Source organism: Kitasatospora saccharophila (assembly GCF_039529925.1).
Classification (GTDB): Bacteria; Actinomycetota; Actinomycetes; order Streptomycetales; family Streptomycetaceae; genus Kitasatospora; species Kitasatospora saccharophila.
Genome location: NZ_BAAANS010000018.1, coordinates 17,174 through 31,423, shown reverse-complemented (window position 1 = coordinate 31,423; position 14,250 = coordinate 17,174). Strand labels below are relative to the sequence as shown.

General features: G+C 74.2%; 10 protein-coding genes. 7 read left to right on the top strand and 3 right to left on the bottom strand.

All coding sequences use genetic code 11. The annotated features are described in order from the left end of the window. Positions 1-56 precede the first annotated feature (56 nt). Complete coding sequence (locus tag ABD345_RS15230; RefSeq protein WP_344552612.1) at positions 57-2,507, bottom strand: DNA gyrase/topoisomerase IV subunit A; 2,451 nt, start codon at positions 2,505-2,507, stop codon at positions 57-59. Between the two features lie 237 nt (positions 2,508-2,744). Between ABD345_RS15230 and ABD345_RS15225 the strand changes: the two genes are divergently transcribed. From ABD345_RS15225 to ABD345_RS15215, 3 genes are all read left to right on the top strand, one after another. After that, positions 2,745-4,079, top strand: coding sequence for a M16 family metallopeptidase (locus tag ABD345_RS15225; RefSeq protein ID WP_344552610.1), 1,335 nt, complete (start codon positions 2,745-2,747; stop codon positions 4,077-4,079). Positions 4,080-4,096: 17 nt separating this feature from the next. Then, positions 4,097-5,461, top strand: coding sequence for a M16 family metallopeptidase (locus tag ABD345_RS15220; protein ID WP_344552697.1), 1,365 nt, complete (start codon positions 4,097-4,099; stop codon positions 5,459-5,461). A gap of 371 nt (positions 5,462-5,832) precedes the next feature. Further along, complete coding sequence (locus ABD345_RS15215) at positions 5,833-7,026, top strand: RtcB family protein (protein ID WP_344552608.1); 1,194 nt, start codon at positions 5,833-5,835, stop codon at positions 7,024-7,026. Positions 7,027-7,033: 7 nt separating this feature from the next. On the opposite strand, the gene ABD345_RS15210 is transcribed toward ABD345_RS15215, so the two are convergent. Further along, positions 7,034-7,660 (bottom strand): TetR/AcrR family transcriptional regulator, encoded by a 627-nt coding sequence (locus ABD345_RS15210; RefSeq protein WP_344552607.1) that lies wholly within the window; start codon positions 7,658-7,660, stop codon positions 7,034-7,036. A gap of 80 nt (positions 7,661-7,740) precedes the next feature. On the opposite strand from ABD345_RS15210, the gene ABD345_RS15205 reads away from it, so the two are divergent. Beyond that, on the top strand, positions 7,741-8,952 hold the full coding sequence (locus ABD345_RS15205; RefSeq protein ID WP_344552606.1) for an MFS transporter: 1,212 nt from the start codon (positions 7,741-7,743) through the stop codon (positions 8,950-8,952). A 198-nt stretch (positions 8,953-9,150) separates the two neighbouring features. Here ABD345_RS15205 and ABD345_RS15200 read toward each other — a convergent pair whose 3' ends face one another. Further along, positions 9,151-9,429, bottom strand: a complete 279-nt coding sequence (locus ABD345_RS15200; RefSeq protein WP_344552605.1) for an HPr family phosphocarrier protein — start codon at positions 9,427-9,429, stop codon at positions 9,151-9,153. Positions 9,430-9,592: 163 nt separating this feature from the next. On the opposite strand from ABD345_RS15200, the gene ABD345_RS15195 reads away from it, so the two are divergent. From ABD345_RS15195 to ABD345_RS15185, 3 genes are all read left to right on the top strand, one after another. Continuing rightward, entirely contained in the window at positions 9,593-12,367 is a 2,775-nt protein-coding gene (locus tag ABD345_RS15195) for a bifunctional acetate--CoA ligase family protein/GNAT family N-acetyltransferase (RefSeq protein ID WP_344552604.1), read from the top strand. A 111-nt stretch (positions 12,368-12,478) separates the two neighbouring features. Beyond that, complete coding sequence (locus ABD345_RS15190; RefSeq protein ID WP_014138494.1) at positions 12,479-13,063, top strand: DUF5998 family protein; 585 nt, start codon at positions 12,479-12,481, stop codon at positions 13,061-13,063. A 5-nt stretch (positions 13,064-13,068) separates the two neighbouring features. Then, positions 13,069-14,226, top strand: a complete 1,158-nt coding sequence (locus ABD345_RS15185) for an alkaline phosphatase family protein (RefSeq protein WP_344552602.1) — start codon at positions 13,069-13,071, stop codon at positions 14,224-14,226. Positions 14,227-14,250: the final 24 nt, after the last annotated feature.

Genomic DNA, 14,250 nt, shown 5'->3' with positions numbered 1-14,250 from the left:
AGGGGCGGGCACCCACCGGGTGCCCGCCCCTCACGCGTCGGCGCTCCGCCGCCGTGCTACATCCGGCTGCCGACCGCGGCGACCGGGGACGGCACCGGGGTGCCGGAGCCGTCCCGGCGCGGGTCGCGCTCGGGGAGGGCGACGGGCTGGCCGGTGCTGCTGGTGCCGAGGGCGGGCAGCGGGCCGGCCCAGGCGAAGGCCAGGCCGTCCTCGCCGCGCAGGAAGCGCTGGCAGCGGACGCCGCCGGTGGCCCGGCCCTTGCGCGGGTACTGGTCGAACGGGGTGAGCTTCCAGCTGGTCTGCTCCTCGCCGGCCAGCGTGCCGGAGGCGGTCGCGACCGACAGCACCACCGCGTCCTGCGCCGGGTCGACCGCGGTGAAGGAGAGCACCTTCGCGCCGTCGGACAGCTTGATGCCCGCCATGCCGCCGGCCGGGCGGCCCTGCGGGCGGACCTGGTTCGCCGGGTAGCGCAGCAGCTGGGCGTCGGAGGCGATGAAGACCAGGTCCTCCTCGCCGGTGCGCAGTTCGACCGCGCCGACCACGGCGTCCCCGTCCTTGAGCGCGATCACCTCGAACTCGTCCTTGTTGGCGGGCCATTCGGGCACCACCCGCTTGACCACGCCCTGCACGGTGCCGAGCGCCAGGCCGGGCGAGGACTCGTCCAGCGTGGTCAGCGCGATCGGCCGCTCGTCGGCCTCCAGCCGGAGGAACTCGGAGACCGCCGCGCCGCCGGACAGCGCCGTGGTGCCCGGGGGCAGCGCGGGCAGGTCGATCACCGGCAGCCGCAGCACCCGGCCGGCCGTGGTGACCAGGCCGACGTCGCCGCGGGCGGTGGCCGGGACGGCGGAGGCCAGCACGTCGTGCTTGGCGCGGGCCGCCGACTCCTCGGTGACCGGCTCCAGGTCGAAGGTGCGGGCCAGCAGCCCGGTGGAGGACAGCAGCACCCGGCACGGGTCGTCGGCGACCTCCAGCGGCACCGCCAGCGCGGCGGACGGCACCGAGCCGGCCTCCAGCAGCACGGTGCGCCGCTCGGTGCCGAACTGCTTGGCGACGGCGCCGAGTTCGGAGGAGACCACGGAGCGCAGCTTGGTGTCCGACTCCAGGATCTCGGTCAGTTCGGCGATCTCCTTGAGCAGCTTGGCCTGCTCGGCCTCCAGTTCGACCCGGTCGAAGCGGGTGAGTCGGCGCAGCGGGGTGTCCAGGATGTACGCGGTCTGGATCTCGGAGATGCCGAAGCGCTCCATCAGCCGGTCCTTGGCTTGGCCGGCGTCGTCGCTGCTGCGGATGATCGCGATCACCTCGTCGATGTCGACGAGCGCGACCAGCAGGCCCTCGACCAGGTGCAGCCGGTCCTGGCGCTTGCGGCGGCGGAAGTCGCTGCGCCGCTTGACCACCGTGAAGCGGTGGTCGACGTAGACCTCCAGCAGCTCCTTGAGGCCCAGCGTCAGCGGCTGCCCGTCGACCAGCGCGACGTTGTTGATGCCGAAGGTCTCCTCCATCGGCGTCAGCTTGTACAGCTGCTCCAGCAGCGCCTCGGGGACGAAGCCGTTCTTCACCTCGATGACCAGGCGCAGGCCGTGCTCGCGGTCGGTGAGGTCCTTGACGTCGGCGATGCCCTGGAGCTTCTTCGCGTTGACCAGGTCCTTGATCTTGCCGATCACCTTCTCGGGGCCGACCGTGTACGGCAGTTCGGTGACCACGATGCCCTTGCGGCGGGCGGTGACGTTCTCGATCGAGGTGGTCGCGCGGATCTTGAAGGTGCCGCGGCCGGACTGGTAGGCGTCCCGGATGCCGGAGAGGCCGACGATCCGGCCGCCGGTGGGCAGGTCGGGGCCGGGGACGAACCGCATCAGGGTGTCCAGGTCCGCCGCCGGGTGCTTGATCAGGTGCCGGGCGGCGGCCACCACCTCGGCCAGGTTGTGCGGCGGCATGTTGGTGGCCATGCCGACCGCGATCCCGGTGGCGCCGTTGACCAGCAGGTTCGGGAACGCCGAGGGGAGCACCTGGGGCTCCTGCTCGGAGCCGTCGTAGTTCGGGCCGAAGTCGACGGTGTCCTCGTGGATGGACTCCACCAGCGACATCGCGGCGGCGGTCAGCCGGGACTCGGTGTAGCGCATCGCGGCCGGCGGGTCGTCGTTGCCGAGCGAACCGAAGTTGCCGTGGCCGTCGATCAGCGGCAGCCGCATCGAGAACGGCTGCGCCAGGCGCACCACGGCGTCGTAGATCGAGGCGTCGCCGTGCGGGTGCAGCCGGCCCATCACCTCGCCGACCAGGCGCGCGCACTTGACGTGGCCGCGCTCCGGGCGCAGGCCCATCTCGTTGGCCTGGTAGAGGATCCGGCGGTGCACCGGCTTGAGGCCGTCCCGGGCGTCCGGCAGGGCCCGGGAGTAGATCACCGAGTAGGCGTACTCCAGGAACGAGCCCTGCATCTCGTCCACGACATCGACGTCGAGGATCCGCTCCTCGAAGTCACCGGGCGGCGGGGTGGGCGAACTGCGGCGGGCCATCGCTGCGGGGCTCCCTTGCGGTACATGCGGGACATGGGGGTGGTCGGACGCGGGCACGAACGCCCCCCATTGTGGACCCTCGGTGGGACACCACCCGTCACCCGGGCCGCTTCCGCCGCTGGCGAACGCGCCCCGCGGCCGGACACCTGACGGCGGCGCCGGGCGTTGCACCACAATGGGGGACGTCACACGCCCCCGGCCCGGACACTCCGGAACCGACGACGGGAAGGACCCCGCATGGCCAACCCCGTGCCCGCAAGCGGCCTCGCCATCACCGAACACCGCCTGGCCAACGGCCTGCGGGTGGTGCTCTCCGAGGACCACCTCACCCCGGTCGCCGCCGTCTGCCTCTGGTACGACGTGGGCTCCCGGCACGAGGTCAAGGGGCGCACCGGCCTCGCCCACCTCTTCGAGCACCTGATGTTCCAGGGCTCGGCCAACGTCTCCAACAACGGGCACTTCGAACTGGTCCAGGGCGCCGGCGGTTCGCTCAACGGCACCACCAGCTTCGAGCGCACCAACTACTTCGAGACCATGCCCGCCCACCAACTGGAGCTCGCGCTCTGGTTGGAGGCCGACCGGATGGGCTCGCTGCTGGCCGCGCTGGACGAGACGTCCATGGAGAACCAGCGCGACGTGGTGAAGAACGAGCGCCGCCAGCGCTACGACAACGTGCCCTACGGCACCGCGTTCGAGAAGCTCACCGCGCTGTCCTTCCCCGACGGCCACCCCTACCACCACACCCCGATCGGCTCGATGGCCGACCTGGACGCCGCCACGCTGGAGGACGCCCGGACGTTCTTCCGCACCTACTACGCGCCCAACAACGCGGTGCTGGCGATCGTCGGCGACGTCGACCCGGAGCAGACCGTCGCCTGGGTGGAGAAGTACTTCGGCTCGATCCCGGCCCACGACGGCAAGCAGCCGCCGCGCGACGGCGCCCTGCCGGAGACCATCGGCGCCGAGGTCCGCGAACTGGTCCGCGAGGACGTCCCCTCCCGCGCGCTGATGGCCGCCTACCGGCTCCCGCACGACGGCACCCGCGAGGCCGACGCCGCCGACCTGGCGCTCACCATCCTCGGCAGCGGCGAGTCCTCCCGCCTGTACAACCGGCTGGTGCGCCGCGACCGCACCGCCGTCGCGGCCGGCTTCGGCCTGCTGCGGCTGGCCGGCGCGCCCTCGCTCGGCTGGCTGGACGTCAAGGCCGGCGGCGAGGCCACCCTGGAGCAGATCGAGGCCGCCGTCGACGAGGAGCTGTCCCGCTTCGCCGCCGAGGGCCCCACCGTCGAGGAACTGGAGCGCGCCCAGGCGCAGATCGAGCGCGAGTGGCTGGACCGGCTCACCACGGTGGCCGGCCGGGCCGACGAACTGTGCCGCTACGCCGTCCTGTTCGGCGACCCGAAGCTGGTCAACAGCGCCCTGCCGAAGGTCCTCGACGTCACCGCCGAGGAGGTCCGGGCCGTCGCCGCCGCGCGGCTGCGCCCCGACAACCGGGCCGTGCTGGTGTACGAGCCGACCGGTGACGACGAGAGCACCGACAGCAACGACAGCGACGAGGAGGCGGCGGCGTGAGCGACTACACCCCCGCGATGGAGTTCCACCCGCAGCCCCGGCCCGGCACCCCCACCCCGTGGGCGTTCCCGGCCCCCGAGCGGCTCACCCTGGCCAACGGCCTGACGGTGCTGCACTGCCACCGCCCCGGCCAGCAGCTGGTCGCCGTCGACGTGGTGCTGGACGCGCCGCTGGCCGCCGAGCCCGAGGGCCTGGACGGCGTCGCCTCGATCCTGGCCCGGGCGCTGTCCGAGGGCACCGACACGCTCAGCGCCGAGGAGTTCGCGGGCGAGCTGGAGCGAGCCGGCGCCACCCTGGACGCGCACGCCGACCACCCGGCGATCCGGGTCTCGCTGGAGGTCCCGGCCTCCCGCCTGGAGCGCGGCCTGACCCTGCTCGGCGACGCGCTGCGGGCCCCCGCGCTGCCCGCCGACGAGATCGAGCGGCTGGTCGCCAACCGCCTCGACGAGATCGTCCACGAGCAGGCCAACCCGGCCCGCCGGGCCGCCAAGGCGCTGTACGCGGCGCTGTTCCCGGCCGACGACCGGCTGTCGCGGCCGCGCGCGGGCTCCAACGACACCGTCAAGCGGATCGACCGGGACGCGGTCGAGGCGTTCTACGAGGCCCACCTGCGCCCGTCCACCGCCACCGCCGTGGTGGTCGGCGACCTCACCGGCGTCGACCTGGCCGCGCTGCTGGAGTCGACCCTGGGCCGGTGGAGCGCGGACGGCAAGGCGCCGGCCGTGCACGGCCCGGTGGCCGGGGACGACACCGGCCGGGTGATCATCGTGGACCGGCCCGGCTCGGTCCAGACCCAGCTGCTGATCGGCCGGATCGGCCCGGACCGGCACGACCCGGCGTGGGCCGCGCAGGTGCTCGGCACCTACTGCCTCGGCGGCACCCTCACCTCCCGGCTCGACCGGGTGCTGCGCGAGGAGAAGGGCTACACCTACGGCGTGCGGGCGTTCGCCCAGGCGCTGCGCTCGGCCGCCGACGGCTCCGGCCGCGGGCTGCTGGCGATCAGCGGTTCGGTGGACACCGGGTCCACCGCGCCCGCGCTGCAGGACACCTGGACCATCCTGCGCACGCTGGCCGAGGGCGGCCTGACCGACGCCGAGCGGGAGGAGGCCGTGCAGTTCCTGGTCGGCGTCGCCCCGCTGAAGTTCGAGACGGCCGGCTCGGTCGCCGCGACCCTGGCGGACCAGGTCGAGCAGTACCTCCCGGACACCTACCAGGCGGACTTCTACCGGCAGTTGGCCGAGCTGGACACCGCGGCCGCCACCCGCGCCGTGGTCGCCGCCTTCCCGCCGGACCGGCTGGTCACCGTGCTGGTCGGCGACGCCTCGGTGATCGCCGAGCCGGTGAAGGCGCTCGGCATCGGGGACGTCACGGTCATCGCCTGACCGCTCCCGCGCGAGGGTCCGACGGGGCGTCAGCCCCGCCGGGCCCTCGGCGTTTCCGGGCCGTGTTCCCGGGCCGCTTTAATGCCTTGCGCGCCGCCGGTGCGGCGTGGGTAGATATCCCCGACCGGGCGACGGACGCGCGGTCGGACGCACGCGGAAGGAGGCGGTCACCATGCGGGTCGAGCCACGACGACGCTCCCCGAGGCTGCCCTTCCGTCGTCCCCTCCGCACCGCCTGAGCAGTCTCCGGCGCAGCGCCCGTCCGCTGCCCGCGGTCCCGGCACGCCGGGCCGCCCCCGATCTTCCCCGCCGCCGCCCCGGGCCCCTTCGCGCGGCACCGCGAACCCACCCGACCCAGGAGGTCGAACCCCCATGTCGTACACCGAGGTACCCGGCGTCCGCGTCCCGATCCGGATGTGGACCGACCCGGCCACCGTCGAGGGCCAGGCGATGCAGCAGCTGCGCAACATCAGCACGCTGCCCTGGCTGCACGGCCTCGCCGTGATGCCGGACGTCCACCTGGGCAAGGGCGCGACGGTCGGCTCCGTCATCGCGATGAAGGGCGCGGTCTGCCCGGCCGCGGTCGGCGTCGACATCGGCTGCGGGATGACGGCCGTGAAGTCCTCGCTCACCGCGAAGGACCTGCCCGACGACCTGTCGCACCTGCGCCACCGGATCGAGCGGGCCATCCCGGTCGGCCGCGGCCTGCACGCCGACCCGGTCGACCCGGGCAAGCTGCACGGCCTGCCCACCGCCGGCTGGGGCGACTTCTGGCAGCGCTTCGACGGCATCGCGCCCGACGTGCGCTGGCGGCGCGAGCGGGCCGCCCAGCAGATGGCGACGCTCGGCGGCGGCAACCACTTCATCGAGCTCTGCCTGGACGACGAGGGCGCGGTCTGGCTGATGCTGCACTCCGGTTCGCGCAACATCGGCAAGGAGCTCGCCGAGCACCACATGTCGATCGCCCAGGCGCTGCCGCACAACCAGGGCCTGATCGACCGGGACCTGGCGGTCTTCATCTCGGACACCCCGCAGATGGCCGCCTACCGCTCGGACCTGTTCTGGGCGCAGGAGTACGCCAAGCACAACCGGGCGCTGATGATGGCCCTGTTCCAGGACGCGGTCCGCCGCGAACTGCCCAAGGCCAAGGCCGTGTTCGGCGAGATGATCTCCTGCCACCACAACTACGTGGCGGAGGAGCGCTACGACGGCGTCGACCTGCTGGTCACCCGCAAGGGCGCGATCCGGGCCGGCTCCGGCGAGTACGGCATCATCCCGGGCTCGATGGGCACCGGCTCGTACATCGTGAAGGGCCTGGGCAACGCGGACTCGTTCAACTCGGCCTCGCACGGCGCGGGCCGGAAGATGAGCCGCAACGCCGCCAAGAAGCGCTTCACCACGGAGGACCTGGTCGCGCAGACGGCGGGCGTCGAGTGCCGCAAGGACTCCGGCGTGGTCGACGAGATCCCCGGCGCCTACAAGTCGATCGAGAAGGTCATCGAGCAGCAGCGGGACCTGGTCGAGGTGGTCGCGCACCTCAAGCAGGTGATCTGCGTGAAGGGCTGACGCGGCGTCAGCCGGCGGCGGGGCGGGCCGGCGCGAAGAGGTACCGGTCCATCATCAGCGCGGTGTCCGCCAGGATCTCCGGGTCGCCCTGCGGGTCCTCCTGGAACGCCATGCCGAGCATCCGCACGGCCACCGACACGGCCAGGCCCGTCCGACGGCGGGTCTCGGCCGTGTCGGCCAGCCGGTACGAGGCCACCAGCACCTCGTGCAGGCGCTCGACGATCCGCCGGTCCACCTCGTCCCCCTCGCTCGCCAGCGCGGGGACCTTCGCCACGTGGAACCACACGTGCCGGTAGCCGGGCAGGGTCCGGAACCGGTCCGCGTACGCCTCGACCACCCGGGCGAGGAACCGCTCGGACGACGCGCAGGCGGCCACCGCCGCCGGGTCGGTGACGGCGGCCAGCAACCGCAGGTCGCCCTCCATCCAGCTGCGCTCCAGCGTCTCCAGCACCGCCTCCTTGTCCGGGAAGAACCGGTACAGCGCCCCGACGGACATCCCGGCCTCGGCCGCGATCTGCTTGGTGCTGAGCTGGTCGAACGGCACGGTGTCCAGCAGCCGGGCGGCGGTGGCCAGGATGCGGGCGAACTTCTCGCGGCTGCGCTGCTGCTGGGGCTCGCGGACCAGGGGGGACACGGCGGGCTCACTCTCCTCGTACGGTGCCGGGCGGGCGGGTGTCTTGACGCGACGGGAAAACGTGAACGATATTTTTGTTCATGTTCTCCCGCGGCTTCCCCGTCCTCTGGGCGTCCGTCACCATATCCAGCCTCGGCAGCGGCATGCGCTTCGTCGCCCTCCCGCTGCTCGCCGTCCGCCTCACCGACGACGCCCGGCTGATCGCCCTGGTCGCCCTGGCCGGCCAGCTGCCCTCGCTGCTGCTCGCCCTCCCCGCCGGGGCCTGGGCCGACCGGTTCGACCGCCGCCGCATGCTCTTCCGGGCCGACGCCGCCCGCGCCCTCGTGGTCGGCGCGCTCGCCGTCGCGGTCGCCACCGGGACGGCCCGGATCGGCTGGCTGGTCCTGGCCGCACTGCTGCTCGGCACCGGCGAGGTCCTCTACAGCGCCGGCTGGGCCGGCATGGTCCCCACCCTGGTCCCGCCCGAGGGACGGGCCCGGGCCAACGCCCGGATGCAGGCCGGCGCCCTGATCAGCGACACCCTGCTGGGCACCCCGCTCGGCGCGGTGCTGTTCGCCCTGGCCGCGGCGCTCCCGTTCGCCGTCGACAGCCTCTCCTTCGCCGGCGCGGCCGCCCTGGTCCTGCTGCTGCGCGGAGACTTCCGCCCCGGCCCGGCACCGGACGCCGCCGGGCCGGCCCCGATGGGGCGGCAGGTCACCGAGGCGCTGCGCTGGCTGCGCGACCGCCCCGTCCTATTCCGGCTCTGCCTGGCCGGCGGCCTCTCGGGCGCGGTCTCCTCCGGACTGATCGCCGTCCTGGTCCTCTACACCGGCCGCGTCCAGCACCTCGGCCCCACCGGCTTCGCCCTACTGATCGCCGCCTTCGCCGTCGGCGGCCTGCTCGGCAGCGCCCTCACCCCGCGACTGCTGCGGCACTGGGGCGTCCGCACCACCATGGTCGCCGGAGCGCTCGGCTCGGCGGCCTGCGCGCTGCTGGTGGCGCTCGCCCCCGCCCCCGCGGTCGCGGGCCTCGGCGTCGCCGCCTACGGCCTCACCGAATTCGCCTGGATGATCGGCGGACTGACCCTCCGGCAGGCCCAGGTCCCCTCCCGCCTACTGGGCCGGGTCGCCATGGCCTACCAGCTCGTCTTCAGCGCCGCCGGCGCGGCGGGCGCCGCCCTCGCCGGCGTCCTCGCCCAGCAGTGGGGCCCCCGCGCCCCCTACTTCGTCGGCGCCGCGCTGCTCCTGGGCGTCCCGCTGCTCCTCCCGGGAGCCCGCCGCGAGGCGGCGGGGTGGGCGCTCGCGGGCAGCTGAGCAAGGAGTCGCGTATTCAGGGGCTCGGGGAACGGCGAGCCCGTGCTGCTGACGGCCGGAGCCCATCGGAGGTTCGTGCTGCTGCGTGTAGTAAACGGAGCCGGAAGCAGATGCGCGCAACGGCAGTGAACCGCCAGCAGCCACGGCCTCGCCGTTCCCCGAGCCCCTGTCGGGGCTCTCCCGCCGGCCCGTGCTCTTCTACGCCGCGGGCAGTTCGTCCAGGCCCTCCTGGACGAGCTTGGCGACGCGGTCGAGCGCGGCGTCGGCGCCGTCCGCGTCGGCGGCCAGGACGACGGTGTCGCCGCCGCCCGCGCCGAGGGCGAGCAGGCCGAGCATGGAGCCGGCGTTGACGGGGGTGCCGCCCTCCTTGGCGATGGTCATCGGGACGCCGGTAGAGGTGACGGCCTTGACGAAGATGGAGGCGGGACGGGCGTGCAGGCCCTCGGCCCAACCGATGGTGACGCGGCGCTCAGCCATGAGAGGTGCCTTTCAGGTGGTGCAGGGTGGTGCAGGGTTGTCTAGACCAGTGTTGCACGCCGTCGCACCGCGGGCTCGGTGGCGCGGGAGCGGCCGCAGGGCCAGCGTGCCGTGCCCGGCACGCCTGGCGCCACCAGGCTCGCCGACGACTACGCTGGCGGGCGTGGAGCACGAGCGCGAGCAGGCGGACAACGGGTACCCGCAGCACTGGGAGGCGGACGTCCTGCTGCGGGACGGCGGGACGGCCCGGATCCGGCCGATCACGGCGGACGACGCCGACCGCCTGGTGGAGTTCTACGAGCAGGTCTCGGACCGGTCGAAGTACTTCCGCTTCTTCGCCCCCTACCCGCAGCTGTCCGACAAGGACGTCCGCCGCTTCACCCGGCACGACTACGTGAACCGGGTCGGCCTGGCGCTGGTGGTGCGGGACAGGTTCGTCGCCACCGTCCGCTACGACCGGACCGACAAGGACGGGATGCCGTCCACCACCGGCACCGACGCCGAGGTCGCCTTCCTGGTGCAGGACGCGCACCAGGGCCGGGGCATCGCCTCCGCGCTGCTGGAGCACATCGCCGCCGTCGCGCAGGAGCGCGGCATCCGCCGGTTCACCGCCGAGGTGCTGCCGGAGAACCGGAAGATGGTGAAGGTCTTCACCGACGCCGGGTACACCCAGCGGCGCAGCTTCGCCGACGGCGTGGTGCACCTGGAGTTCGACCTGGAGCCGACCGCCGCCTCGCTGGCGGTGATGCGCGCCCGCGAGCACCGGGCCGAAGCCCGTTCCGTGCAGCGGCTGCTGACGCCCCGTTCGATCGCCGTGGTCGGCGTCTCGCGCAACCCGCAGTCGGTCGGCCGGGCGCTGCTGCGCGACGTCCGCTCCGGCTTCGACGGCCCGGTGTACGCGGTGAACCGGGGCGCCGAGCCGGGCACCGTGCTGGAGGGCGTGCCGACCCACCGCTCGGTGCTGGACGTCCCCGGGCCGGTGGACCTCGCGGTGATCGCGGTGCCCGAGCCGTCCGTCCCCGGCACGGTCGCCGAGTGCGGGGCGCACGGCGTGCAGGGCCTGGTGGTGGTGAGCGCCGGGTACGCGGAGACCGGGCCGGACGGGCGGGACAAGCAGCGCGCGCTGGTGCGGCAGGCCCGGGCGGCCGGCATGCGGGTGATCGGCCCGAACGCGTTCGGCCTGCTCAACACCGACCCCGGGCACCGGCTGAACGCCTCGCTGGCCCCCGTGCTGCCCGAGCGCGGCCCGTTCGGCGTGTTCTGCCAGTCCGGGGCGATCGGGGTGGCCCTGCTGGAGGCCGCGCACCGGCGCGGGATGGGCGTCTCCTCGTTCGCCTCGGTCGGCAACCGGGCCGACGTCTCCGGCAACGACCTGCTGCAGTACTGGGAGGAGGACGACGCCACCGAGGTGGTGCTGCTCTACCTGGAGTCCTTCGGCAACCCGCGCAAGTTCACCCGGATCGCCCGCCGGCTGGCCGCCGCCAAGCCGGTGGTGGTGCTCAAGGGCGCCCGGCACACCGGCAGCCTGCCGCCCGGCCACGCCGTCCAGCCGGCCGCGACCCGGCTGCGCGACGCCACCGTGGACGCCCTGTTCCAGCAGGCCGGCGTGATCCGGGTCGACACCATCACCGAACTCTTCGACACCGGTGAACTGCTCGCCGGACAACCGCTGCCGCGGGGCAACCGGATCGCCGTCGTCGGGAACTCCGACTCGCTCGGCCTGCTCACCTACGACACCTGCCTGAGCGCCGGACTGCGCCCCCGCACCCCCGTCGACCTGACCACCGGCGCCACCGGCGAGAACTTCCGGATCGCCCTGGACACCGCGCTCGCCGACCCGGGCACCGACGCGGTGATCGCCGTCGCCATCCCGCCGATCGGCGTACAGGGCGCCGGCGCCGCCCCCGAACTCGTCGAGGACGAGCCGGAGATCGCCCGGGCCCTGCTGGACGCGGCCGCCCGCGGCCGGGAACTCGGCAAGCCGCTGCTGCTCGCCCACCTCGCGCTGCCCGCGCTGGTCGCCCGGCTGCGCGCCGGGGGAGTGCCCGCCTACCCGGCCCCCGAGCGCGCCGTGCACGCGCTGGCCGACGCCGTCCGCTACGCGAAGTGGCGCCGCCGCAGCGCCGAGGCCGAGGAGACCGCCCGGGTCCCCGAACTGGACGGCGTCGACGAGCACGCTGCCCGCGCCCTGGTCGAGCGGGCGCTGAGCAGCCGGGAGGCGGTCGCCGCCCGGCTGCAGGCCGGCGGCGCCCGGGTCACCCTGCCCGACGCCGAGGCCGCCGAACTGCTCGGCCACTACGGCATCCCGGTCAGCCCGACGCTGCCCGCCCCCGACGAGGCGAGCGCCGTCAAGGCCGCCGCCGCCCTCGGCTACCCGGTCGCCCTGAAGGCCACCGCCGAGCACCTGCGGCACCGCCCCGACCTGGGCAGCGTCCGGCTCGACCTGACCGGCGAGGCCGAACTGCGCCGCGCCCACCGCGAACTGGACGCGCTGCTGGGCGGCGCCGGGCAGGCCGAACTGGTGGTCCAGCGGCTCGCCCCGCGCGGCGTGGACACCGTGATCGGCGCGGCCGTCGACCCGGCCGTCGGCACCATCCTGTCCTTCGGCCTCTCCGGCGCCCCCGCCGAACTGCTCGGCGACGTCTCCCACCGCCTCGTCCCGGCCACCGACCGGGACGTGGCCGAGCTGATCCGCGAAGTGCGGGCCGCCCCGCTGCTGTTCGGCTGGCGCGGCGCCGAGGCGGTGGACACCGACGCGCTGGAGGAGGTGCTGCTGCGGGTCTCCAGCCTCGTCGACGACCTGCCCGAGGTCGCCTCGGTCGACCTGGAGCCCGTCGTGGTGGCCCCGCACGGCCTGGCGGTGCTCGGCGCCCGGGTCCGGATCGCCCCGCTGCCGGTCCGCACCGATCTGGGGCCGCGCGCCATGAGCACGCTGTAATCTTGCGTGGTTGCCCGCTCGGCAGGACCGGGCGGCCCCCGGAGCGGTGAAGGCCGGGCGACCCGGCGCAGTGCCACCCGCCGCAGCGGCGGGACATGCCAGGATGGAGATATGGCGAAGACCGGTACCACCACGCAGGACCTGCGGTCCGCGATCGAGCGCAGCGGCTACTACCCGGCGCTGGTCTCCGAGGCGGTGGAGTCCGCGGTGGGCCCCGAGCCGATCACCTCGTACCTGGTGCACCAGGAGACCACCTTCGACGCCAACGAGGTCCGCCGGCACGTCACCGTGCTGGTGCTCACCGCGTCCCGCTTCGTGGTCAGCCACACCGACGAGCAGAACGGCGACGCGGCCACCCCCGTCCCGTACGCCACCACCTCCACCGAGACGGTCCGCCTCGACCGGATCACCTCCGTCGTGGTCAGCCGGATGGTCGCCAACCCCGAGACGTACACCCCCGGCACCCCGCCGCGCGAGGTCGTCCTCACCATCGGCTGGGGCGCCGTGCAGCGCCTCGACCTGGAGCCGGCCGGCTGCTCCGACCCGAACTGCGACGCCGACCACGGCTACACCGGCTCCGCCACCGCCGACGACCTGTCGCTGCGGGTCAGCGAGGCCGGGGACGGACCGGAGACGGTCGCCCAGGCGCTGGTGTTCGCCCGGGCGCTGTCCGAGGCGACCGTGGCCAACGGCTGACCGGCATGCACCACGAGGACCATTTCGACCCGCTCGACCCGGCCGACGCCCCCGCCCCGCGCTACGGCTGCGCCTCGCTCTCCGACCTGCTGCCCACCCTCGCGGCGGGCCTCGGCGTGCCCGGCTACCGCCCCGTGCTGCCGCTCGAACCCGCCGACCGGGTCTGCGTGTTCCTGGTCGACGGCCTCGGCTGGGAGCTGATCCGGGCCAACCCCGACTGGGCGCCCTTCCTCAACTCGCTGACCGCCGGGCGCGCCCCGATCACCGCCGGCTTCCCGTCCACCACCGCCACCTCGCTGGCCTCGGTCGGCACCGGCCTGCCGCCCGGGCAGCACGGCCTGGCCGGGTACACGGTGATGATCCCGGAGAGCGGCCGGCTGATGAACCAGCTGCGCTGGAACCCGCCGGTCGACCCGCACGCCTGGCAGCCGTACCCCACCGTCTTCGAACGGGCCCACCAGGCCGGGGTGGCCACCGCCCAGGTCTCCTCCCCGCTGTTCGCCTCCACCCCGCTGACCCAGGTCGCGCTCTCCGGCGGCACCTTCCTCGGCCGCACCACCGGCGAGGAGCGCATCGACCGGGCCGCCGCCTGGCTGGCCGAGCACGACCGCGCCCTGGTCTACACGTACCTGAGCGAACTCGACGCCGCCGGGCACCGGTTCGGCGTCGCCTCCGACGAGTGGCGGCTCACCCTCTTCACGGTCGACCGCCTCGCCCGCCGCCTCGCCGAGCAGCTCCCGCCGCGCTCCGCGCTGTACGTCACCGCCGACCACGGCATGATCGACGTCGCCCCGGAGGACCGGATCGACTTCGACGAGGACTGGGAGCTGTCGGCCGGCGTCGCCCTGCTCGGCGGCGAGGGCCGGGCCCGCCACGTCTACGCCCACCCCGGCGCGGCCGCCGACGTGCACGCCGTGTGGAGCGAGGTGCTCGGCGAGCAGATGTGGGTCGCCACCCGCGAACAGGCCGTCGCCGCGGGCTGGTTCGGCCCCTCGGTGGACGAGCGGGTGCTGCCCCGGATCGGCGACGTGGTCGCCGCCGCCCGCGACGACATCGCGATCGTCGCGACCCGTAGCGAGCCCGGCGAGTCCCAGATGGTCGGCCTGCACGGCTCGATGACCCCCGTCGAACAGCTCGTGCCGCTGCTCGAAGTCCGCGGCTGAGCCCGCCCGTTGACCCCCTCGCCC